Source organism: Oscillibacter sp. ER4 (assembly GCF_000765235.1).
Lineage (GTDB): Bacteria > Bacillota > Clostridia > Oscillospirales > Oscillospiraceae > Hominicoprocola > Hominicoprocola fusiformis.
Genome location: NZ_JPJG01000008.1, coordinates 20,311 through 41,447, shown reverse-complemented (window position 1 = coordinate 41,447; position 21,137 = coordinate 20,311). Strand labels below are relative to the sequence as shown.

Here is a 21,137-nt window from a genome sequence, read left to right as displayed (position 1 = left end):
CCTCGGAGGGGTGAGAGTCCCATGATACCGATTGACCATTGGTAGTCCGCAGCATTCCCGGAACTGCATAGTTCTTCTGGCAGGGGCGCGAGCTGCAAATATGCCGGACAATGAAACAAACCCAAAAGAAACTTACTATATAGTTTCAGGATGAAAACTATGTGGCAGGGTATCTTCACAAGATGCTCTGCCATATCCTTTTGTCCTGAATATTTTCACGAAACAGGAGGTGCTTAGAATATGATGGGCATTGAAACAATGAAAAATGTCAGCCCGAAAACGGTTGACCGAAGCACACTCGTTCAGAGAAGCAGCATCCGGCTTGATCCTGCGGCACCGCGAGAGGACAGGCTGAGGGAGTTCATTAAGCAGATCAGAAATCCCTATTGTTATCTGGACGGAAAAACTGTGGTGAAGATCAGCTTCACCGAGACGGATACGACAATGGAAGATTGTCTGGAACACTATCTGAGAGGTCTTTGATTTATGAACAGTCTGAATCTTTTCGCCCGGTTCTATGGACAAGCGATTGAGCCTGTGGTATAATTTAATCGGTCAAAAAAAGAAGAATACGGATTAAGCCGCTTGCCTTGATGGTCATGTGGCGTTTTCGTGTTCCTCTTCATAAGAGTTGAAGCAAGCCTTCGTCTTTCTGATTTGATGTACCACACCAAACAGAAAAACGGAGGTTATTTTTATGCCAGACAAGGTTTACCGCACGGCGATCTACTGCCGTCTGTCCCGTGAGGATGGAGACAAAGTAGAAAGCAACTCCATCGCCAGCCAGAGAGCCATCTGCGAGGACTATATCGCAAGGCACGATGATTTGGAGCTTGTCTGTGAGCCGTTTGTGGATGACGGTTACAGCGGCGTTTCCTTCAATCGTCCTCAGTTCAAAAAGCTGGAAGAGGCAATCCGCAAGGGTGCGCTTGACTGCATTGTAGTCAAGGATCTCAGCCGCTTCTCAAGAAACTACATCGACGGCGGACGTTACATTGAGAAGATATTCCCGCAGCTCGGCATACGCTTCATCGCAATCAATGATGCGTATGACAGTCTGACCGGTGATCCGCAGTCCGACTCCTTTGTTATCCCGTTCAAAAACCTGATTAACGATTCTTACTGCAAGGACATCTCCATGAAAATCCGAAGCAGTCTGGAAGTCAAGCAGAAGAGCGGTGAGTTCGTCGGTTCGTTCGCGCCTTACGGCTACATGAAATCGCCGGAGAACAAAAACCAGCTCATCGTGGATGAAGCGGTCAGCGAATATGTGCAGATGATCTTTTCCATGTACAAGGACGGCTTCTCCATCGGACGTATTGCAAAGCGTCTGAACCAGATGGGCGTCCTGTCCCCAATGGAATACAAGCATTCCGCCGGTGTGAAGTTCGATACCGTCTTCAAGACCGGCGATACCGCAAAATGGACATACAAAGCCGTCCAGCGCATTCTCACCAACGAAGTTTATATCGGCGTTCTGGCTCAGGGCAAACGCGGCACTCCCAACTACAAAGTCCGCGTTGTGAAGAGCAAGGATGAATCCGAGTGGGTCAAGGTTGAAAACGCGCATGAAGCTCTTGTGTCCTACGAGGACTTCATGGCAGTCAAGGTCATGATGCAGCGGGATATGCGCTGTTCACCCGATCAGGATGAAGCACACCTGTTTTCCGGTTTCCTGTTCTGCGGAGACTGTCAGCAGCCAATGATCCGCAAGACCGTCCCGTCGAAGACGAAAAAGTATATCTACTACGTCTGCTCCACCAATAAGCACACCCGGACGTGCAGCCCGCACAGCATCGCCGCAAAAGAGGTTGAAGAGAAGGTCTTCCGTGCCATTCATGACCAGATCGAGCTTGTCATCAATCTGGAACACGCGCTTGCGATGATAGAACGGCTTCCGTCTCAGAGCCGTAAGGCTTTCAATTACGAAGCTCAGATCGCCAAAATCGAGGAAGAGATTGAACGGTACCAAAAGCTCAAGCTGGGGCTTTACGAGAACTTCATCGGCGGCGTCATTGATAAATCGGAATACTTCGAGTTCCGCAGCAGCTACACCAAAATCATTGAGGACAAACAGGAGGCACTTCTGCGGATCAAAAAAGAAATGAAGCAGACGGTGACAACCGGCACGACCGAACGGAACTGGGTAACGCTTTTCAAGCAGTATGAAAACGTCGAAGAGCTGAACCGCCGTGTGCTGATGTCCCTTGTTGACCGCATTCTGATTCACGAAAACCATGCAATCGAAATCGTCTTCAAATACAGGGACGAATACCAGCAGACGCTTGAATACGTTCTCGGCTATGCCGATGAACTGGATATTGCCGTATAAAGGAGGGATGAGCAAATGGCAAGAAAAAGCAGAAAGCAAGTTGCAGTCGAAGAGCCGGTTATTGAATCTGTCTCTTCCGAGGTCTTCTCAACAGCCATCTATGCCCGTCTTTCCGTTGAAAACAGCGGCAAGTCCGAAAAGGTGGATGTCATCGCAAATCAGATTGAGATTTGCAAGTCGTACATTGCAGAGCGTCCCTACCTGAATCTGATAGATACCTATGTGGACAACGGACGAACGGGTACGGTTTTTGACAGACCGGAGTTCAACCGTCTGATGAACGACATCCGCACCGGCAGGATCAAGTGCCTTGTGGTTCGTGATCTCAGCCGGTTCGGGCGTGACTACATCGAGGCAGGAACCTATCTGGAACGGGTCTTTCCGCAGATCGGGCTTAGGTTTATCGCCATCAAAGAGAACTACGACAACTTTGATACGGACGGCTCCGGCGAAAGCCTCATTATCCCTCTGCAAAACATGATCAACACACTCTACTCAAAGGACATCTCCCGCAAGGTTTCTACCGCGCTCAAGGCACAGATGGAAAGTGGAGAGTTCAAGAAGCGCAATCTCCCGTATGGTTATCGCTGGGATGAGGAACGCAGCAATATGGTCTTTGATGAAGAAACCGCACCGATTGTCCGGAAGATTTTCCAGTGGAAGATTGAGGGGCTGTCTCTTCCGGCGATTGCAGACCGGCTTGATGCAATGAATGCGCCCAATCCGGAGTTTCAAAAGTATCAGGTCGGCGTCCGCACAGGCAATGCTACGGCAAAGAAAATTTGGAACAAGTCTTCACTCACTACCATTCTGGATAATCCCCATTACGTCGGAGATACCGTTCTTGGACGGACGCTGAACGCTATCTACAAGGGCGTCAAAAATCAGCATATCGACCGCGAGGAATGGATTGTTTTTCCCAATACTCACGAGGCGATTATCTCCCGTGAGGACTTCCAGAAGGTACGAGAAATGCGGAACGCCGCTGCAAGGACAAGAGTTGAGAAGATGGAGCGCACGGAGAAAATCCGCGCTACGCTGATCAATCTCTTTGAAGACAAAATCATCTGTGCAGATTGCGGCAGGAAACTCTATTTCCATCGAAAGCGCGTTGACAAGCGTAAGGACGGCGCATGGTACGCCTTCTATGAGTGCAGCTCATCCGTCAAGCGCGGCAATCTCTGTACGCCGCACTATACGCGGCAGGACAAACTCGAAGCCGATGTGCTTGCGGCGATTCAGCTTCAAGTCAAGGCGGCTCTCAATTACGACAAGCTGCTTGCCAAACTGAGAAACAGCGAAGGTGAACGCAGCATCCGAGATCAGCAGAATGCGCTCATTACAAGCCTGAATCTGAAACTCAGCGGTATTTCCAAGAAGCGTACCCGTCTCTATGAGGACTTCACGGAAGGCGTTCTCGATGAAGAGGAATACGCCTTTGCCAAGAAAGCCTACGATGAGCAGTATGTCGATCTTTCACGGCGGTTGGATGAAGCGGTTCAGCGGAAGGTAAAGTTTGCCGAGGCAATGTCCGAGGACAATAAGTGGCTCACGCTGATGAAATCTGTCAGCGGCGCAGCAAAACTCTCTCAGGAGTTGATTGACGAGTCCGTAGAGCTTGTAAAAGTCCATAAGGACGGCTCAATCGAGCTGGTCATGAAATACGGCGATATTTACGCTCTGACCGTTCAGAGTATCAAGGATGTACAGGAGGCGATGTAAATGAGCAAGGAATACAACATCGGCATCTACATCCGCCTCTCAATGGCTGATGAAGATACCGGCTATGGCAGCAAGGCGGAAAGTGACAGCATCGGCAACCAGCGTATGCTCATCAACCGCTTTCTTGACAATCATCCGGAGCTGTCTCACTGTCAGCGGTCTGAGTTTGCGGATGACGGTTATACCGGCACGAACTTTCACCGTCCTCAGTTCACGCAGATGATGGAGAAGGTCAAGCGCGGCGAAATCAATCTGATCTGCGTCAAGGACTTTTCCCGCTTTTCTCGTGACTACATCGAAACGGGAAACTATCTGGAATGCACCTTTCCGTTCATGGGCATCCGATTCATTTCTATCAACGACGGCTATGACAGTGACGATTACAAAGGCACAACGGGCGGTCTGGAAGTGGTTATGCGCAGCATCATCTACGCCGCATACAGCAAAGACCTTTCCGTAAAGACCACATCGGCAAAAATCCAGATGATGAAGCAGGGCAAGTATGTCGGTGGCTACGCCCCATACGGCTACGTCCTGCATCCCACCATTCGGAACAAACTTGCCGTAGACCCGGAGGCGGCTGATGTGATCCGTCGTATTTTCCGCGAGGCGCTGGAAGGCAGCAACACCTCTCAGATCGCCCGCAGCCTGAATGATGACGGTATCCCGACGCCGGGGCAATACTTCAAGAGCAAGCATCCCGACAAGAAGAAGTTCAGTAACATGAGCGAGAAAATCAGTTGGGAAACCGTGATGGTCTATAACATCCTCAAAAACCTTGTTTACACCGGAACACTGGTCAGCCGCAAAATGAAGTCCTGCGGTGTCGGCTCAAAAAAGCGTGTTGTCAATGAGCCGATTATCGTAGAAGGAACGCATGAAGCTATTATCAGCAAGGAAGACTTTGAGCTTGCTCAGAAGGTCATTCGAGGCGGAGGACGGAATCCCACGCGCAAGCAGCATGACTATCCGCTCAAGGGACTCGTCCGCTGCGGTAACTGTAAACGTGCTATGACACGCAGAAAGAACAAGGCTGGCATTCGATACTTCCAGTGCATTCACTCGGTCAACAACGGAAACACAGACTGTCCGGTTGGCAGGAGCTTTCCGGAAATGGATATTGAGAAGGTTGTCTTCCATGCCCTTACTCAGTTTCTTGCTTTGGCACAGAAGGAAGCAATACAGAACCGCGAAGTCGGTGATCTGCGGAAATCTGCCATCAAGGAATGTGCTGATAAAATCCGCACTCTGCAAAAGCAGAACGAGCAGCACAAGGCGTCCAAGCTGAGGCTCTACGAGAAGTATGCAGCCGGGAGCATCACGAAGGAGGCGTACATTCAGCAGAAGGCGGCAGCGGATGTGAAGATTGCTGAAAACGATGGAGTAATCCAGCGCAGTCACGAGCGGATGAAGGAGCTTGACTCCGAGACCGCCTGTTCAGATGAAAAGCTGGATGCGGTCTGCGAACAGTACGCCGACTGCAAAGCTCTGACCTATGAGCTGACCCACGCATTCATTTCTGCGGTCTACATTTACGATCTTGACAACATAGAAATCGTCTGGAAGTTCAAGGACTTCCTCAATACATCAGAAGGAGAAGCCAAATGAAAGTATTTCTTTATATCCGTGTTGCCTGTGCGGATCAGCTTGCGGCGGCAAATCAGCGGGAAGAGCTGGAACGCTATGCGAAGGACAAGGGCTATGAGGTAGCTGCTGCGGTTGCCGCAGACGGCATCTCCGGCGTCCATACGGAAGGCATCATGAACTTCTTGATGAACGAAACCAAGCGTCAGGGCATCGGTACAATCCTTACCCGTGACGCTTCGCGGATCAGCCGGGACGCTTCCTCTTTCATGAGGTTTGAGCGAAAATTCAAGGAGAACGGCATCCGGTTCGAGTATCTGTCCAAGCCTGACAACGAGCTTCCGGTCACTCCGATGATGGAGGCATTTGCGGCGGCGTATAAGAAGCGTCGCACAAAGAACGGCACAAGAGCATAGAGAAAACGCAAGCCGTTCACGGGTGGTTGTCCACCTATGAACGGCTTGTAAATTCTCAAAATTTTTTTAGTCCCTACTTGACACAAGAAGACATGAGCCGCATCGGTCGAAATTATCTGGAAGTTGGGATGTATACCGAGATCACATTCCCACAGAATAACGTGCGGTTCATTGCCGTCAACAGCGGTGTGGACAGCGCTAACCAGCAAGACAATGAGTTCGTCCCGTTCGTCAATATTATCAACGAATACTACGTTCGGGACGGCAGCAAGAAAGTGCGTACCTCACTCCGGATCAAGGGAGAATCCGGCGAACACCTGACGACAATTCCGCCGTATGGCTATGTCAAAGACCCGGATAATTCAGAGCATTGGCTCGTCGATCCGGAAGCGGCACAGGTGGTCAAGCGCATCTTTTCCCTTTGCATGGACGGGAACGGTCCGACGCAGATTGCCCGGATGCTGAAAGAGGATCATGTGTTGACGCCCACCGTTTATCAGGACAGGCAAAAACGAAAAGTCCGCTGCGCTTTGCCTGACAATCCTTACAACTGGAACGGCAGCACCGTTGCCGCAATTCTGGAACGGATGGAGTATTGCGGGCATACCGTGAACTTCAAAACGCACCGGCAGTCCTACAAAATCAAGAAGACTATCGAGAATCCACCGGAGCAATGGAAGATATTCCGCAACACCCACGAAGCCATTGTGGATGAGGACACCTTTCAGCGGGTACAGGAGCTGCGCCGCAACAAACGCAGACCGGCAAGAACGGGCAAGAGCAACCTCTTTTCCGGCGTTGCCTACTGCGCCGATTGCGGAGAAAAAATGTACTACTGCACCTCGCGGAACTTTGAAGAACGACAGGATCATTTCGTCTGCTCTACCTCTCGCAAGAAGGGAAAAGACGTGTGCGGAACGCACTTCATCCGTGCGGTTGTTCTGGAAAAGGGCGTGCTAAGATTTCTGCAAATCCTGCTTTGGTATATCTCCGATTGTGAAGACCTGTTCCGTGATAAGCTGGGAGCAAAACGCAAGGAGGACTTCAAGAAAGAACTCGCCGCAAAGCGCAGACAGCTCACGCAGGCACAGCGCAGGATGGAAGAGCTTGACCGTCTGTTCAAACGGCTCTATGAGGACAATATCTCCGGCAAAATCAATGATAGCCGATTTGAAAAGCTGTCCGCCGACTATGAAAATGAGCAAACAGAGCTGACGGAGAAAATGCAGCTTTTGGAACAGGAGATTGCCCAGCAGGAGGAAGAAGCCGACAGCATTGAGCAGTTCATCCTCAGGGCGAAGAAATATCCCAACTTGCAGAAACTGACGCCCGCTGTGCTGCATGATCTTGTGAACATGGTCTATGTTTCCGCGCCGGATAAGAGCAGCGGGCAGCGAGTGCAGGATGTGCATATCAGCCTTGCCTGCATTGGTTTCCTGCCGGAGAGCATCATTGCCGAAATACTCACTCACGCATCAAAAAGCAGAACAGCGTGACTTCCGCCACGCTGTTCTCTCTAAACCTTATAAACCTGTCTTATGCGCTGCTACCCGCGGCGCTCTCTTTTTTCGCACACGTCCGCGCCATTTCGTCAAGGGGGCAAATTGACGAAATTTGCTTTCTCCCTCTTTCACCGCGCGGAGGAGGCGGAAGCGTGTCCATTCATGGTTTATCCGCGGTTATTCTGTTGACATAACGATGTGGAAAACTCTGTGGAAACTGTGAATAACTTTGTTGTTCCAGTGCGTTCCCGCCGGTTGACAATTGGTTATGCTCGACGCGTTTCGGCAAAATCAGCGGTGGAATTCCCGCGCCTGCGTGCATTTCTCCCACAAAAGGAAAAATCTGCCGCGGCCACTTGCCATTGTGGTCAAAAAATCGTATAATGTACCAAGTTTTGTGTTTGAAGATCAGAATCGTAAATTTCGGCGAAATGGAGAAACCCCAATGGCAGAAGCAAAAAAAACGAATTACGGCAATGAGAGCATCTCGTCGCTCAAGGGAGCGGACCGCGTGCGCAAGCGTCCGGGCGTCATCTTTGGCTCGGACGGACTGGACGGCTGCGAGCACGCCGTGTTCGAGATCCTTTCGAACTCCATCGACGAAGCGCGCGAGGGCCATGGCAAGCTCATCACCATCACCCGCTACTTAGACCACAGCATCGAAGTAGAGGACATGGGCCGCGGCTGCCCTGTGGACTATAACCCCAAGGAAAAGCGCTTCAACTGGGAGCTCGTGTACTGCGAGCTCTACGCCGGCGGCAAATACAACAACTTGGACGGCGACAACTATGAATACTCCCTCGGCCTCAACGGCCTCGGCGCGTGCGCGACGCAGTATTCCTCGCGCTATATGAACGTGACCGTCTGGCGCGACGGGAACAAATACTCCCTGCACTTTGAGCGCGGCGAGCCCGTGGGCAAAAAGGGCGACGAGCTCAAGATCGAGCCGACCGACCGCGGCCGCAAGACCGGCACGCGCACGCGCTGGCTGCCCGACCTCGACGTGTTCACCGATATCGACATTCCCGCCGACTACTACGTCGATACCCTGCGCCGTCAGGCCGTCGTCAACGCTGGCATCACGTTCCGCTTCAAAAACGAAGTTCTCCCCGGCCACTTTGAGACGCAGGACTTCGTCTACGAAAACGGCATCATCGACTATGTCGCCGAGATCGCGGGTGAAGACGCCCTGACCACCCCCGTCTTCTGGGAGACCGAGCGCCGCGGCCGCGACCGCGAGGACAAGCCCGAATACAAGGTCAAGCTCTCCTGCGCGTGCTGCTTCTCGAATAAGGTGCAGCGCATCGAACACTACCACAACTCCTCGTGGCTCGAGCACGGCGGCAGCCCCGAAAAGGCGTCGAAGACCGCCTTTGTCTACGCCATCGACAAGTATTTGAAGGACAACAACAAATATCAGAAGGGCGAGGCGCGCATCGCCTGGCAGGACATTGAGGATTGCATCATTCTCGTCTCGAACAACTTCTCCACGCAGACGAGCTACGAGAACCAGACGAAAAAGGCCATCACGAACAAGTTCGTGCAGGAGGCGATGACGGACTTTCTGAAGTCCCGCCTCGAAACCTATTTCATCGAAAACCGCGTCGACGCGCTCAAGATCGCCGAGCAGGTACTCATCAACAAAAGAAGCCGCGAGAGCGCGGAAAAGCAGCGCCTGAACATCAAGAAAAAGCTCTCCGGCAGCATCGACATCTCAAACCGCGTCGAAAAGTTTGTCGACTGCCGCACGCGCGACGTCTCGCGCCGCGAGATCTACATCGTCGAGGGCGACAGCGCCCTCGGCAGCGTCAAGCTCTCGCGCGACGGCGAGTTTCAGGGCATCATGCCCGTGCGCGGCAAGATCTTAAACTGTCTCAAGGCCGACTATCCGCGTATTTTCAAGAGTGAGATCATCACCGACCTTTTGAAGGTCCTCGGCTGCGGCGTCGAGGTGCCGGGCAAGTTTGTCAAGGACCTGAACGCCTTTGATATCAACAATCTTCGCTGGAACAAGGTCATCCTCTGCACCGATGCCGATGTCGACGGCTTCCAAATCCGGACGCTCATCCTGACGATGATCTACCGCCTCTGCCCGACGCTGATTCGCGAGGGCTATGTCTACATCGCCGAGACCCCGCTTTTTGAGATCACCTGCGGCGAAAAGACGTGGTTCGCCTACACGGACAAGGAAAAAAACGACATCGTCAAGACCCTTGAGGGCAAGCGCTACAAGGTCGACCGCTCGAAAGGTCTCGGCGAGAACGACCCCGAAATGATGTGGCTCACGACCATGAACCCCGAGACACGCCGTCTCATCAAGGTCATGCCCGAGGACGCGGAGGCGACGGCACACTCGTTTGATCTGCTGCTCGGCGACAATTTGCAGGGCCGCAAGGACCACATTGCCGAAAACGGCTACAAATACCTCGAAATGATCGACGTATCGTAATACGAACAAGCAGGAAAGGAGCCTTACTTTATGGAAGGCATTTTACTTCACGTTCTCTATCGCGGCGAAAAGGCTAATGACTTTGCATCAGAGATGGAGCGAAGTGGCCTGCGCGCCGCCGTCCTCGCGGAAGAGGGCTGCATGCAGTACGACTACTACCGGCCTCTTGCCGAGGAAAACTGCGTGCTGCTCGTGGAGCACTGGCGCGACCGCGCCGCGCTCGACAAGCACTCCGCGGGCGAGCCGATGGCAAAGCTCAAGGCGCTCAAGGCAAGCTACGACCTCGCAACGACCGTTGAGCGCTTTGAATGAGGAGAAGCGCATCCCCTCGGGCAGGCGTTTGGAACGCCGCAACGCGCAGATAAAGCAAAAAGGTAAAAGATGATGAAAAAAATTGCAACCATCATCCTGTCGCTGCTGGTCTGTACGATGTTATTTACCGGATGCGGAAATTCTTCTAAAAGCAGTCAGGTGCAGTCCTTGAAGGTCTATTCATTCAGCGGAAATAGCGAGTCGATTTCGGTATCAAATGGCGTAATTGTTCTATCGGGGAAAGATGAAATCTGCTATGGCGGCAATTTGAAAGTAATGTCAGATGATTTTGCTGATATTACCGCATATTCCACCACCATTTATGTTGATGGCGAGGAAGACTCCATTTTACTTTCCCATGCAGTTGCCGATCAAACAGGCGGGACAATAGACGTTTCCGGTAATATCGAGAAAATTTCCGGTGATGTTTTGAGAGACGGCGATGCCGATAAGCTGGCTGATAATCTGTGGTTTGAATTAAAAACGACCAATCTAAGCGGAGAAGAAAATACTTATCAAGTGCAATTAGAAACAACTCTAATCGCAGGGGACAGCAGCAACTAATTGTGGTTTGCCGAACCGGTTTCATCCCTTCAAGAACGAAGTTCCCCTGCATCATTCGGACCGCAAAAAATCCGTACACAAGCATGAAGACCCGACCGATGAGCATCCATCGGTCGGGTCTTCTGTCTGATGCGTCCCTTTTTTCACGCCTTCTGCGCGCCGACGTCGCCGAGGGCGGCGGCCGCCGCTTTCTCCCGCCGGCGCACGCAGAGCGTGCCGTTTTCCGCCGCCAACACCGCCGTGTCGCCGCTTGCGAGCGTGCCGTCCAAAAGGCAGGTCGCGAGCGCGTCCTCCACCTCGCCGCGGATGAGCCGCCGCAGGGGACGCGCGCCGTAGGAAACATCGTAGCCCCGCTCGGCGAGGGAGACCGCGCACTCCTCGTCCGCCTCAAGCGTGATGCCGAGCGCCGCGGCGCGGGAAACGGTCTGCGCAAGCAGCCGCCGCGCGATCTCGGCGCAGTCCTCGCGCGATAAGCGGCGGAAGACGATCGTCTCGTCCACGCGGTTCAAAAATTCCGGCCGGAACGTCCGCCGCAGCTCCGCGATTACCGCCGCCTTCACGGCAGCGAACTGCGCGTCGGCGCTTTTCTGCTCCTCCGGCGCAAAGCCGAGCGGCGCGCCCGCCGCCGTGATGCTCTTCGCCCCGATGTTCGACGTCATGATGACCGCCGTGTTGCGAAAGTCCACCTTGTGGCCCTGCGCATCCGTCACGACGCCGTCCTCTAAAATTTGCAGCAGGATGTTCCACACGTCCTCATGCGCTTTTTCGATCTCATCGAAAAGCACGACGGAGTATGGCTTGCGCCGCACCTTTTCCGTCAGCTGCCCGCCCTCGTCGTAGCCAACGTAGCCCGGCGGCGAGCCGATCAGGCGCGAGACGGTGTGTTTTTCCATATACTCGCTCATGTCGATGCGGATCATCGCGTCCTCGCTGCCAAATACCGCCTCGGCGAGCGCTTTACTGAGCTCCGTCTTGCCCACGCCCGTGGGACCGAGGAAGAGGAACGACCCGACAGGCCGTTTCGGATCCTTGACGCCGACGCGCCCGCGGCGGATGGCGCGCGCCACGGCGCGCACCGCGTCCTCCTGCCCGACGACGCGCGCGTGCAGCGTTTCTTCAAGCGTCAAAAGCCGCGCGCTTTCGCTCTCGTTGAGCCTTGTCACCGGAATGCCCGTCCAGTTCGACACCACGGCGGCGATGTCCTCCGCCGTCACACGCACAGCGGTCTTTTTCGCCTCGCGCGCCTGTTTTTTCCGCTCAGCTGCCGCCTGCGTGCGGAAGCTCTCCTCCGCGTCGCGCAGCCGCGCCGCTTTTTCATAGTCCTGCGCGCGGATGGCAGTCTCCTTGTCCCGCGCGGCGGCGCTCGCCTTCTCTTCGAGTGCTTTCAGTTCGGGCGAGGCGCTGCGCGCGGACAGTTTCACGCTTGCCGCCGCCTCGTCAATAAGGTCGATAGCCTTATCCGGCAAAAAACGGTCGGGCAGATACCGCTTTGAGAGCGTCACCGCCGTGCGCAGGGCCTCGTCCTCGATGGAAAGGCCGTGATACGCCTCGTACTTTGGCCGCAGGCCTTGTAAGATCTGCAGCGCCTGCTTCTCGTCCGGCTCGCCGACCTGCACGCTCTGGAACCGCCGCTCGAGCGCGGCGTCCTTTTCGATGAATTTTCGGTACTCCTCGAGCGTCGTCGCGCCGATGACGCGGATCTCCCCGCGCCCGAGCGCGGGCTTTAAGATATTCGCCGCGTCCACCGCCCCCTCGGCGCTGCCCGCGCCGACGATGGTGTGCACTTCGTCGATGAACAAAATGACATTGCCGTCGCGCCGCACCTCGTCGAGCACGGCGCGGATGCGCTCTTCAAACTCGCCGCGGTACTTTGTCCCCGCCACCATGCCGGAGAGGTCGAGCAGCAGGATGCGCTTGTCGATAAGCTCCTCCGGCACGTCGCCCGCGGCGATCTTTTCGGCGAGGCCCTCGGCGATGGCCGTCTTGCCAACACCCGGCTCGCCGATGAGCACGGGGTTATTTTTCGTCCGCCGCGTCAGGATGCGCAGCGCGCGGGCGATCTCCTTTTCCCGCCCGATCACTGGGTCGAGCCGCCCCTCGCGTGCCATCGCCGTCAGATCGCGCGAGAATTCCAAGAGCGTCTTGCCGTTTTTCGCCTCCGCGCGGCTTGCACGCACCTCGGGCAGCGGGAGCTTGCGCGGTGACAGGCTCATCGCGCGCAGCGTGTCGCTGTACAGCTTTTTGGTATCCACACCCAGCGATCGCAGCAGCCGCACGGCCATATTGCCGCTGTCGCGCAGGATGCCAAGCAGCAGGTGTCCCGCCTCGATCTCTCCGCTGCCCGCGCGCAGCGCCTCGCCCACAGCCAGCTCGACCGCGCAGCGCGCGTGCGGGGTGAGCCCCTGCACGGTCGATCTCTCCGCCGTGCCGCGCCCCAGCTTTTCGATCATCCTCTCGCGCACTGCCGACTCGTAGATGCCCGAGGCACTCAGCGCGCGGCAGGCCGCGTCGTCCTCCTCGCGCAGCATCGCGAGCAGCAGGTGCTCGCAGCCCACATAGCCGTGCCCCAACTCGCCCGCCGCTGCCTGCGCACAGCGCAGCACATGTTCTGCCTTCAGGCTGAATTTCCGGTCATTCATCGCTCTACCCTCCGCTTCCTTTTCGTCCTTTCATTTTTGACCGGTTTATTCAAAAATAAACACCGTAAATGACACAGAAAATTCAATATTTTCCTGCATTCTGACTCTTGCATTTTCGCTTTGACATGCTATAATAGCGACATCAACTTATGGAGGTACTAATTATGGCTTATCAGATTAGCTCTGCCTGCGTCAGCTGCGGTGCTTGCGCAGACGCCTGCCCCGTCGGTGCTATTTCCCAGGGCGATTCCCAGTATCAGATCGACGCAAATGCCTGCTTGGATTGCGGCTCCTGCGCTGATACCTGCCCCAACGGCGCCATCTCCCAGGCCTAAGGTCTAAGGGTACTTAAAAAATAAGGACGCGCAAAAGCGCGTCCTTATTTTTATCATCAGAAAGGGTCATCACATGGAAAAACGCGACGAGCTCTGGCCGCACGGCCCCTGCTTTTATTACGACACCGCCCTCTTCCCGCCGGGGACGGACAGCTTTTGCCTCGCCTACTTTGCCCGCCCGTCCCGCGGCGACACGGTCTGCGACCTCGGCAGCGGGATTGGTCTTCTCGGAACGCTCCTGCTCGCGCGCCAGGAATCGCTTTTTATCGAAAATGTTGAGCTCTCCGCGCCCGCGGCAGCGCTTGCGCGAAAGACGTTCGCCGAAAACGCCTGGGCGGACAGAGCCGCTTTCCACGAAGGCGACCTTCGCGATGTCTCCGTCCTGCCAAAGGCCGGCAGCGTCGACTATGTGATCTCGAACCCGCCGTACTTTCCCGCCGGCAGCGGCGAGAGCGCCAAAGGCGAAGCGCGCCAAATCGCGCGCGAGGAAACCTCCTGCTCGCTGGACGACGTCTGCGCCGCGGCGCAGCGTGTGCTGCGCTATGGCGGGCGCTTCACCCTCGTTCACCGCGCCAAGCGCCTCGCCGACGTGCTCTGCGCCATGCGGAGTCACGGCATCGAGCCCAAGCGTCTGCGCTTTCTCGCAAAATCGCCGGACGCCGCGCCCTCGCTCCTCTTCGTCGAGGGAAAGCGCGGCGGCAAAAGCGGCCTTGTCATCGAGCCGCCGCTCGTCCCCAACGGCGAGGAGTGGGACGCCGTGTACTTCCGAAAATGAAAAAAGCCGCCCTTTTCAGGCGGCCTAACAGCTTTATTATACTAAAGCGCAGGATAAACCGCAAGCATTTTCTGCCGATTTTCGAATAATCAGCCCTGCGCACAAAATATCGATCGCATCTTTATCCATTCCGCCGCTTGATTTTTGTGCTCATTCTTGCTATTCTTTAAACACAGAAAGGGTGAGACCAATGTATAAGTGATCTTCACAAACCCGATTCCAAATGGTTCCGATCATATCCATCGCGCAGCACTCTCTGATGTGTACCGTCATTCAGGTAAAACCGCCGCAACCGCGGTGTTTGAGATAGCAGGAGTGGAAACCGGAGTAAGCGATATTCGGCACCAGATCATTGAAGAAAGGAAGGAAAGAAAACAGAATATGAGAGATCCAAATATTCATCATGGCTGACCCTTGATCGTAGTTCAGTAATCGCGATCAAGGGTCAGTCATTTTTTGTTTTCTTTCACTTTTTTAGAAAAATTGAGGAAAAATATCCCGTGCTCTGCGCGGGAGGGGTGGCAGCGCCGATGGCGCTGCTACGAAATAAGGGGGATATTCTCTCGCGTGAGAGAATATCCCCCTTGGACCCCCAAGAGAAAAGCAGGGGGCGTTTCGATTTCGCCCCCTGCACCCCCTAACGACCAAAAGGGAGGGGCGTAGCCCCTCCTTTTTGGATTATCCACCCCGTGCTTCTGACGGTGTGGCATTGCTTCGCTCGCCGCTTTGGGGTGCTGCTTTTTTAGCTTTCTGCTGGATCGGTACTGCCAATAGGCTCATCGGGGATGATGTCTTGCGAAATGACTTGCTCTTCTGCATCTAACAGGGCTTTTTTTAGGACTTCACGGGCAAGGATACCTTTGCCCGCATCGTAAAGGTCGATGGCCTCACTCATATTTTGGACCATCAAATGATATAGAGCCTTATACGTCGTCATTTTCATCACCTCGTTTACAATTTAGAACCAGCCATGAGCAAAACGCAAGAAACGCAGTAATTGCAATGCTTCCCGGCCATGGCTGAAGCCGAAAATCACTCAAATGGTATAGAAAGCGGAGCCCCTTTTTGGTAAAATTGACTTGAGAGAAAACCAACCAGAAAGGGGCTGGCCGCTATCTACCGACAGGAAATCATTCAGGATGTGACATTGTTTACATCCCAAAGCGCCGCTGCGTTCTACGACAAGCTTTTCAGCAGTCTTTACTTCACGCTGCCCAGGGCGGCAACCGGGCGGCGGGGCTTCCCCAAAGAAGCCATGGTCTGTGCTTTTATCGTTATGAAATGCGAGGGCTTCTCACAAATCACAGATTTGGCGGATTATCTAGACAACAACCGGCTCATTGCCCACTACTGCGGGTTCAATATCATGGAGCCGCTGCCGTCCTACTGGACGTATGACCGTTTCCTCAAAAAATGGATAACGCTGCATTGAAAGAAATCATGGCGGCACAGGTGAAGAAACTCTATGAGATGGGGATCGTGGACGCCTCATTTATTGGCCTGGATTCCACGCCCGTCATGGCAAACACGAAGCAGAACAATCCAAAATCCTTTGCAAAGAACAAGTTCTCCAAGGAAAACCACCCGAAAAGCGATCCGGACTGCGCCCTCGGCGTCCACTCGGCCTCCAACCAGCACAATGAGCGCCGGTATGAGTTCTACTGGGGCTACAAAAGTCATGTGCTGGTGGACTGCATCTCCGGCCTGCCGCTCTACGAGCTGACCACACCGGGCAATGTCGCCGATTCCTCCGTCGCCGCTGATATCCTCGCAGCTGCGAATCAGACGGTTTCTTTGAAAGAATACACCTTCCTTGCCGACAAGGGCTACGATGTGAAAAGCATCTACAACACCGTGAAAACGGTCTATGATGGGGAAACTTTTATCCCCCTCAATCCACGCAGTACGAAAACCTCTGAAGCAATTTCTGCCGGTAATCCAATCTGCGAGGCCGGACTGGCCATGCACAAAGATGGCAAGACCACCGATGGCAGAGGGGGGATTCGGCAGAAATACTGCTGCCCCTTCCGCCAGTCCAAAACCAGCGTTTGCCCCTGCAACCACAAAAACTGGAACAATGGGAAGAAAAACCAGGGTTGTACCAAGTATAAGACCATTCCAACAGACTACAGACTTTCCATTGACAGGGAATGCCTGCGTTTTAAGCGTATCTATGCCTTGCGTACAGAGTGTGAAAGATACAACTCCCGCTTTAAGGCGTCTGGGCAGGAACGATTATGGGTGCGTAACGGAAACAATGTGGCAAACCTCAATACGCTGGCTCATATCTCCGCTTTAGCGGTTGCGCTGGCCGCCGTTCTGCACGGCTCTCACTCCTACCGTTCTGCCAAACAGCTTCGGCGTTCCGCCTGATCTGTCTTTTCCATACCTTTTTTAGGCGCGGGAGTTACTGCGCTATGGTTTTTGCGCCCTTGAGATGCCCCAAGCTCTTTTGATTCCCAGTTGCCTTGTTTGCGGGCAGTTTTTTCCGTCCGTTTTGCTCATCTCTCATTTAGAACAGAATATTCAAAAATGTAATAGAACACTTTGTTCTACATATACTGTATTTGGTGATAAACGTGAAAAGATACCGGCGCATCCGCGATTTGCGGGAAGACGCCGATTTGACACAGCGTCAGGTCGGCGAAGCAATCAATGTTCCGCAGCGCACATACGCATATTACGAGAGTGGCGAAAGAATGCTGCCGCCGCACGTTTTGTGCGCGCTCGCTGATTTTTATGGCGTCAGCGTCGACTATCTTCTGGAACGAACTGATAAAAAGAACGAAAACGACCGCTGATGCGGTCGTTTTTTTCCTATTAGAAATGCGGCGAGCGCAGCAATGCCGCCTCGGCAGGCACCATCGAAACAGAATCATCCGAAGTAGGCGCAATGCTTACCAGAAGTGCCATAGGGTGGATAATCCAAAAAGGAGGGGCCTTGCCCCTCCTTTTTGGTCGTTAGGGGTGCAGGGGCGAGATCGAAACGCCCCTGCCGTTCTCTTGGGGGATCAAAAGGGGGCCTTCTCTCACGTGAGAGAAGGCCCCCTTTGCCCCGCGCAGTCCCATGACAATGGGACATTTCCCCGCGGCGTGGGAAATCACTTCAATGTATTCACCGTGCCGAGGAAGAGCGGCAGACCGTCCACGCCGGTGATCATGAAAGCAAACGGCCGGTTCAAATTCATCTCCACCACCGGAAGTTCCTCGGGCATGGCAGATGCGGCGTCCGCCGTGATAGTCGTGAACGCCGCGGCCTCGCAGCCCTTTTCGTCCACCTTGACGCGCGCGGCGTGCTGCACCTGCGTCACAGCGACGCTCTCGTCAAACTTCTCTTTGTCGACGAGGGGCGAGAAGTCCGCCTTGTTGAAGTCGAACACATCCGTGACGCCCATCGCCTTGAGCGCGTCGGTCAGCTCCAGGTTGGAATCCACGTCGAACTTCGGCACGCTCCAGTGGATCTCCGCACTCGGCAGCGCAGCGTCCATGTCGTAGGCCATCAGTCCGCCCACGACCTCACCATTGGCAAGCAGGCTCTCGAGCGTCGTCCCCTCATCCGGCAGCAAAAAGCGCATCGACTGCCCGCCGCGGAAGCCGAGCTCCGCCACGGTGTAGTTCTCGCCGCGATAGTACGCGGCGCGGTCGTCCGTGCGATGCATGAACTGGGCGTTCTGCTTTTCGCCGCCTGCCGCGGTGAACGTGTCCTTCTTCGTCGCATCCTTCCAGAATTCGTCGCGCCACTGGTCCTTAAAATAGAGCGTCGTCAAAAGGAGCATCACGGTCTCGGGCTTCGTCTGGATCTCACCCGCCGCGTCCTGCAAGAGATTGCCCGTGTTCTCATTGATCCATTCGCCGATGGCCTTGTCCGTCTTCTCATCTCCCATCGGGGCGGAGAACGTCGAAGCAAGGTACTGCTCGGCGAGCACCTGCAGCGTCTCTTCATTATAAGGGACGTTCTCATTCAGCCACACGGAGCTGCCGAGCAGCGTCTTTCCCGTCGAGGTCTCGCCGTAGAGATTGCGCCAGACATAGTTGCCCGCAGCGCGCGACGCGTCGGTATTTTCAAGGCCTAAGAGCGATAAAAGCTGCGCGCGGCTGTCGCCGTCCGTCGTCTCGCTGAGCATCGCAAAGGCGAGATACAGGTTTGCGGACGAGAGAACGGTGTTCTCCTCCGCCGAAAGCAGCGTGCCCGTCTCCTGTGTGAAGTGCAGGAATGCCGCGGGGTAGCTCGTGCCCTTGCTGCGCAGCGCCTTGAGCGCATCGTAATAGGCATTGCTGCGCGCGTCCCAGTCCTCCCAGATCTTCTCCTGCGCCTTTTCATAGGCGTCCGCGCCCATCTTGTCATAGTCGATGGTGCTGAATGCCTCGTCAAGCTCACTCTCGTTCGGCATGGCGGGCAGCACGGGATAGTCCGCCGTCTTCACGGCGAGGTCCTGCAAATACTGCGCGGCAATGGGGTCTTTTTTCACATTGTCCTCCTCTTTTTCATTTCGGATCGTCGTTCCGTTGTCTCCGCAGGCGGCGAAGGACAGGACCATCGCCGCGGCGAGCAGCAGCGTTAAGAATCGTTTCATGTCGGATGTACCTCCGTTTCGGGATTTGTTATATTAGACGGCGCGGATGGAAAAAAGTTCCCGTTTTGTCAAAAATAGCATGCCGCCCTTTTACGAAACGGGCGAATGTGGTATACTTTCAAAAATATTTTCTCTTTTGTGTAACGCAAACGGCAAAAAAGTTGTCTTTTCCCCATGATGGCAGACAACAGAAAGGAGCGAGCCTATGGACGACCATGAGATCGTCGACCTCTACTGGCAGCGGGACGAGCACGCCATCGAAGCCACCGCCGCCAAATACGAAAGCTATTGCATGAAAATTTCGCAAAACATTTTATCCGACCGCGCCGACAGTGAAGAAAACGTCAACGACACGTACTTACACGCCTGGCAGGCCATGCCGCCGCAAAGGCCTGCGATCCTGTCTGCCTTTCTCGGCAAGATCGCGCGCAATCTGGCGCTGAACCGCTATAAGGCGAGGTCGGCGCAGAAGCGGCAGGGCGACGTCTTCGCGCTCTCGCTCGACGAGCTGGACGACTGCGCACCCGCCCTGTCCTCGCCCGACGACGGGGCCATGGCAGCAGAGCTCGGCCGCAGCATCAGCGCGTTTCTGCGCACGCAGAGCGAAGAGGTGCGCAGCATGTTCATCCTGCGCTATTTCTACTGCGAACCGGTCGAAGCGCTGGCCGCGCGCTTTCACTGCGGCGAGAGCCGCATCAAAACCACGCTCCTGCGCACGCGCAGAAAGCTCAAGGAGCATCTCATCAAGGAGGGATACTGTGAAGCATGAAGTTCTGACCCGCGCCATAGGCGAGCTCGACGATGAGCTCATCGCGGACGCCTACGCCTACAAGCCGCGCAAACGGTACGCCCTCCCGCGTTTTCTTGCCGCTGCGGCGTGCCTTGCGCTCGTGCTGGCCGCCGCCCTGGCGATGACGCGCGACACCTTACCGGCTGAGATCAAGGTCGAAGGCGCAGCGCTCTCCTCAATCCCCATTCCCATCAGTCAGCCCGCAGCGATGGCGCTCGACGCGCGCGGCAGTCTGAGCGGCCCGCTCAGTCCGATGCTCACCATCGAGAGCAAATCGGGCGAGGCCGTGACCGTTACGGTGTCGGATGGCGTGCTGACCCAGCCTCTTTACTCGCTGCAGGAGGAGTTCACCTCCTACACCGTCTCCGGCAAGGTGCAGCTTTGCTGGACCATCGAAGAGCCGGACACGGGTATGGTTTACACGCTCTCTCTCGACGGCGCGCCCGCCGTCACGCTGCGCTACGACGAGGCCAACGGCTATTGGGCCGCCGCGCGGGCGTAAGCATCCCATTCCACATTACTATTGACAACACACAACATTTTGGAGGTAAATTCCCATGAAAAAGTTTCTCACCCTGCTGCTGGCCGCAGCGATGACTCTCTCCCTCGCCGCCTGCGGCAGCAAGACGGACGACAATAGTGGCAATAACAGCCAGCCCGCGAGCGCTCTCGAGCTGCTGAACGCCGTATGGGCCAACTACAGCGACGACGACAAGTTCCCTGCTGCCGGCGGCGACTATGATGAGGCGAATATGACCGAGGACGCGCCCGGCAACTTCTCCGTCGAAGACGGCGACGCACTTGACTACTCTCTCTCCTTCCCCGCCGCGGACGCAGGCAAGCTCTCCGACGCCGCGTCCCTCACTCACATGATGAACGCCAACACCTTCACCGCGGGCGCGTTCCATGTTGCGAGCTCTTCCGACGTTGACAGTGTCGTCTCCGACCTCAAGGACAACGTCATGTCCCGCCAGTGGATGTGCGGCTTCCCCGACAAACTCGTCATCCTGACGCTCGGCGACTATGTCATCTCCTGCTACGGCGCGGAGGACCTTGTCGACCAGTTCAGCGAAAAGGTCACCGAGGCCTTTGCCGATGCTGCCGTCGCCTGCGACGAGGCCATCGCCTGATTTGATCTTCTGA

21 protein-coding genes are annotated in these 21,137 nt (G+C 55.1%); 18 read left to right on the top strand and 3 right to left on the bottom strand.

Features of this window, described 5'->3' with window-relative positions:
* Window positions 1-240 precede the first annotated feature (240 nt).
* The 9 genes from NI20_RS0101500 to NI20_RS0101460 all read left to right on the top strand — a co-directional run bounded on the left by NI20_RS0101500 (window position 241) and on the right by NI20_RS0101460 (window position 10,881).
* The gene (locus tag NI20_RS0101500; RefSeq protein ID WP_006573495.1) at window positions 241-483 is read left to right on the top strand and encodes a DUF6870 family protein; all 243 of its coding nucleotides are present in this window, start codon (window positions 241-243) and stop codon (window positions 481-483) included.
* 214 nt (window positions 484-697) lie between these two features.
* Window positions 698-2,332, top strand: a complete 1,635-nt coding sequence (locus NI20_RS0101495; protein ID WP_033119692.1) for a recombinase family protein — start codon at window positions 698-700, stop codon at window positions 2,330-2,332.
* A gap of 15 nt (window positions 2,333-2,347) precedes the next feature.
* Window positions 2,348-4,054 (top strand): recombinase family protein, encoded by a 1,707-nt coding sequence (locus tag NI20_RS0101490; protein ID WP_033119691.1) that lies wholly within the window; start codon window positions 2,348-2,350, stop codon window positions 4,052-4,054.
* Window positions 4,055-5,662 (top strand): recombinase family protein, encoded by a 1,608-nt coding sequence (locus NI20_RS0101485; protein ID WP_033119690.1) that lies wholly within the window; start codon window positions 4,055-4,057, stop codon window positions 5,660-5,662.
* Window positions 5,659-6,054, top strand: a complete 396-nt coding sequence (locus NI20_RS0101480) for a recombinase family protein (protein WP_033119689.1) — start codon at window positions 5,659-5,661, stop codon at window positions 6,052-6,054. The genes NI20_RS0101485 and NI20_RS0101480 overlap by 4 nt, the downstream gene beginning before the upstream one ends.
* Before the next feature lie 128 nt (window positions 6,055-6,182).
* A complete protein-coding gene (locus NI20_RS0101475; protein ID WP_052084346.1) occupies window positions 6,183-7,550 on the top strand; it encodes a recombinase family protein in 1,368 nt (455 codons plus the stop codon).
* A gap of 451 nt (window positions 7,551-8,001) precedes the next feature.
* The gene (locus NI20_RS0101470) at window positions 8,002-10,005 is read left to right on the top strand and encodes a type IIA DNA topoisomerase subunit B (RefSeq protein ID WP_033119688.1); all 2,004 of its coding nucleotides are present in this window, start codon (window positions 8,002-8,004) and stop codon (window positions 10,003-10,005) included.
* A 30-nt stretch (window positions 10,006-10,035) separates the two neighbouring features.
* Window positions 10,036-10,317 (top strand): putative quinol monooxygenase, encoded by a 282-nt coding sequence (locus NI20_RS0101465; protein WP_052084345.1) that lies wholly within the window; start codon window positions 10,036-10,038, stop codon window positions 10,315-10,317.
* Window positions 10,318-10,386: 69 nt separating this feature from the next.
* A complete protein-coding gene (locus tag NI20_RS0101460) occupies window positions 10,387-10,881 on the top strand; it encodes a hypothetical protein (protein WP_242842893.1) in 495 nt (164 codons plus the stop codon).
* Between the two features lie 143 nt (window positions 10,882-11,024).
* Here NI20_RS0101460 and NI20_RS0101455 read toward each other — a convergent pair whose 3' ends face one another.
* Window positions 11,025-13,520, bottom strand: a complete 2,496-nt coding sequence (locus tag NI20_RS0101455; RefSeq protein ID WP_052084344.1) for an ATP-dependent Clp protease ATP-binding subunit — start codon at window positions 13,518-13,520, stop codon at window positions 11,025-11,027.
* Window positions 13,521-13,684: 164 nt separating this feature from the next.
* On the opposite strand from NI20_RS0101455, the gene NI20_RS0101450 reads away from it, so the two are divergent.
* From NI20_RS0101450 to NI20_RS14895, 3 genes are all read left to right on the top strand, one after another.
* On the top strand, window positions 13,685-13,855 hold the full coding sequence (locus NI20_RS0101450) for a DUF362 domain-containing protein (RefSeq protein ID WP_033119687.1): 171 nt from the start codon (window positions 13,685-13,687) through the stop codon (window positions 13,853-13,855).
* A gap of 73 nt (window positions 13,856-13,928) precedes the next feature.
* On the top strand, window positions 13,929-14,630 hold the full coding sequence (locus NI20_RS0101445) for a tRNA1(Val) (adenine(37)-N6)-methyltransferase (protein ID WP_033119686.1): 702 nt from the start codon (window positions 13,929-13,931) through the stop codon (window positions 14,628-14,630).
* A gap of 198 nt (window positions 14,631-14,828) precedes the next feature.
* Window positions 14,829-15,041, top strand: a complete 213-nt coding sequence (locus tag NI20_RS14895) for a hypothetical protein (RefSeq protein WP_156108528.1) — start codon at window positions 14,829-14,831, stop codon at window positions 15,039-15,041.
* A gap of 331 nt (window positions 15,042-15,372) precedes the next feature.
* Here NI20_RS14895 and NI20_RS0101440 read toward each other — a convergent pair whose 3' ends face one another.
* Window positions 15,373-15,567 carry a hypothetical protein gene (locus NI20_RS0101440; RefSeq protein WP_033119685.1) on the bottom strand — a complete coding sequence of 65 codons (195 nt, stop codon included), beginning with the start codon at window positions 15,565-15,567 and terminating at the stop codon, window positions 15,373-15,375.
* A gap of 210 nt (window positions 15,568-15,777) precedes the next feature.
* Between NI20_RS0101440 and NI20_RS15565 the strand changes: the two genes are divergently transcribed.
* From NI20_RS15565 to NI20_RS0101430, 3 genes are all read left to right on the top strand, one after another.
* Entirely contained in the window at window positions 15,778-16,062 is a 285-nt protein-coding gene (locus NI20_RS15565; protein ID WP_242842892.1) for a transposase, read from the top strand.
* A complete protein-coding gene (locus NI20_RS13730; protein ID WP_242842891.1) occupies window positions 16,059-17,003 on the top strand; it encodes a transposase in 945 nt (314 codons plus the stop codon). Before NI20_RS15565 ends, NI20_RS13730 begins: the two co-directional genes overlap by 4 nt.
* 206 nt (window positions 17,004-17,209) lie before the next feature.
* On the top strand, window positions 17,210-17,431 hold the full coding sequence (locus NI20_RS0101430) for a helix-turn-helix domain-containing protein (protein WP_033119684.1): 222 nt from the start codon (window positions 17,210-17,212) through the stop codon (window positions 17,429-17,431).
* A gap of 300 nt (window positions 17,432-17,731) precedes the next feature.
* Here the strand turns inward: NI20_RS0101430 and NI20_RS0101425 are convergent, their stop codons facing one another.
* Window positions 17,732-19,204 (bottom strand): serpin family protein, encoded by a 1,473-nt coding sequence (locus tag NI20_RS0101425; protein ID WP_033119683.1) that lies wholly within the window; start codon window positions 19,202-19,204, stop codon window positions 17,732-17,734.
* A gap of 205 nt (window positions 19,205-19,409) precedes the next feature.
* Here NI20_RS0101425 and NI20_RS0101420 point away from each other — a divergent pair, with 205 nt between their 5' ends.
* From NI20_RS0101420 to NI20_RS0101410, 3 genes are read left to right on the top strand one after another with little or no spacing between them, the layout of a single operon-like run.
* A complete protein-coding gene (locus NI20_RS0101420) occupies window positions 19,410-19,973 on the top strand; it encodes an RNA polymerase sigma factor (protein ID WP_033119682.1) in 564 nt (187 codons plus the stop codon).
* Entirely contained in the window at window positions 19,963-20,496 is a 534-nt protein-coding gene (locus NI20_RS0101415; protein WP_033119681.1) for a hypothetical protein, read from the top strand. Before NI20_RS0101420 ends, NI20_RS0101415 begins: the two co-directional genes overlap by 11 nt.
* A 55-nt stretch (window positions 20,497-20,551) precedes the next feature.
* A complete protein-coding gene (locus NI20_RS0101410; RefSeq protein WP_033119680.1) occupies window positions 20,552-21,124 on the top strand; it encodes a lipoprotein in 573 nt (190 codons plus the stop codon).
* Window positions 21,125-21,137 lie beyond the last annotated feature (13 nt).

Bases quoted from the DNA above. Each gene is read 5' to 3' on its own strand.
- NI20_RS0101500 (WP_006573495.1), top strand. From the start codon at position 241: ATGATGGGCATTGAAACAATGAAAAATGTCAGCCCGAAAACGGTTGAC.
- NI20_RS0101495 (WP_033119692.1), top strand. From the start codon at position 698: ATGCCAGACAAGGTTTACCGCACGGCGATCTACTGCCGTCTGTCCCGT.
- NI20_RS0101490 (WP_033119691.1), top strand. From the start codon at position 2,348: ATGGCAAGAAAAAGCAGAAAGCAAGTTGCAGTCGAAGAGCCGGTTATT.
- NI20_RS0101485 (WP_033119690.1), top strand. From the start codon at position 4,055: ATGAGCAAGGAATACAACATCGGCATCTACATCCGCCTCTCAATGGCT.
- NI20_RS0101480 (WP_033119689.1), top strand. From the start codon at position 5,659: ATGAAAGTATTTCTTTATATCCGTGTTGCCTGTGCGGATCAGCTTGCG.
- NI20_RS0101475 (WP_052084346.1), top strand. From the start codon at position 6,183: ATGTATACCGAGATCACATTCCCACAGAATAACGTGCGGTTCATTGCC.
- NI20_RS0101470 (WP_033119688.1), top strand. From the start codon at position 8,002: ATGGCAGAAGCAAAAAAAACGAATTACGGCAATGAGAGCATCTCGTCG.
- NI20_RS0101465 (WP_052084345.1), top strand. From the start codon at position 10,036: ATGGAAGGCATTTTACTTCACGTTCTCTATCGCGGCGAAAAGGCTAAT.
- NI20_RS0101460 (WP_242842893.1), top strand. From the start codon at position 10,387: ATGATGAAAAAAATTGCAACCATCATCCTGTCGCTGCTGGTCTGTACG.
- NI20_RS0101455 (WP_052084344.1), bottom strand. From the start codon at position 13,520: ATGAATGACCGGAAATTCAGCCTGAAGGCAGAACATGTGCTGCGCTGT.
- NI20_RS0101450 (WP_033119687.1), top strand. From the start codon at position 13,685: ATGGCTTATCAGATTAGCTCTGCCTGCGTCAGCTGCGGTGCTTGCGCA.
- NI20_RS0101445 (WP_033119686.1), top strand. From the start codon at position 13,929: ATGGAAAAACGCGACGAGCTCTGGCCGCACGGCCCCTGCTTTTATTAC.
- NI20_RS0101440 (WP_033119685.1), bottom strand. From the start codon at position 15,567: ATGACGACGTATAAGGCTCTATATCATTTGATGGTCCAAAATATGAGT.
- NI20_RS0101425 (WP_033119683.1), bottom strand. From the start codon at position 19,204: ATGAAACGATTCTTAACGCTGCTGCTCGCCGCGGCGATGGTCCTGTCC.
- NI20_RS0101420 (WP_033119682.1), top strand. From the start codon at position 19,410: ATGGACGACCATGAGATCGTCGACCTCTACTGGCAGCGGGACGAGCAC.
- NI20_RS0101410 (WP_033119680.1), top strand. From the start codon at position 20,552: ATGAAAAAGTTTCTCACCCTGCTGCTGGCCGCAGCGATGACTCTCTCC.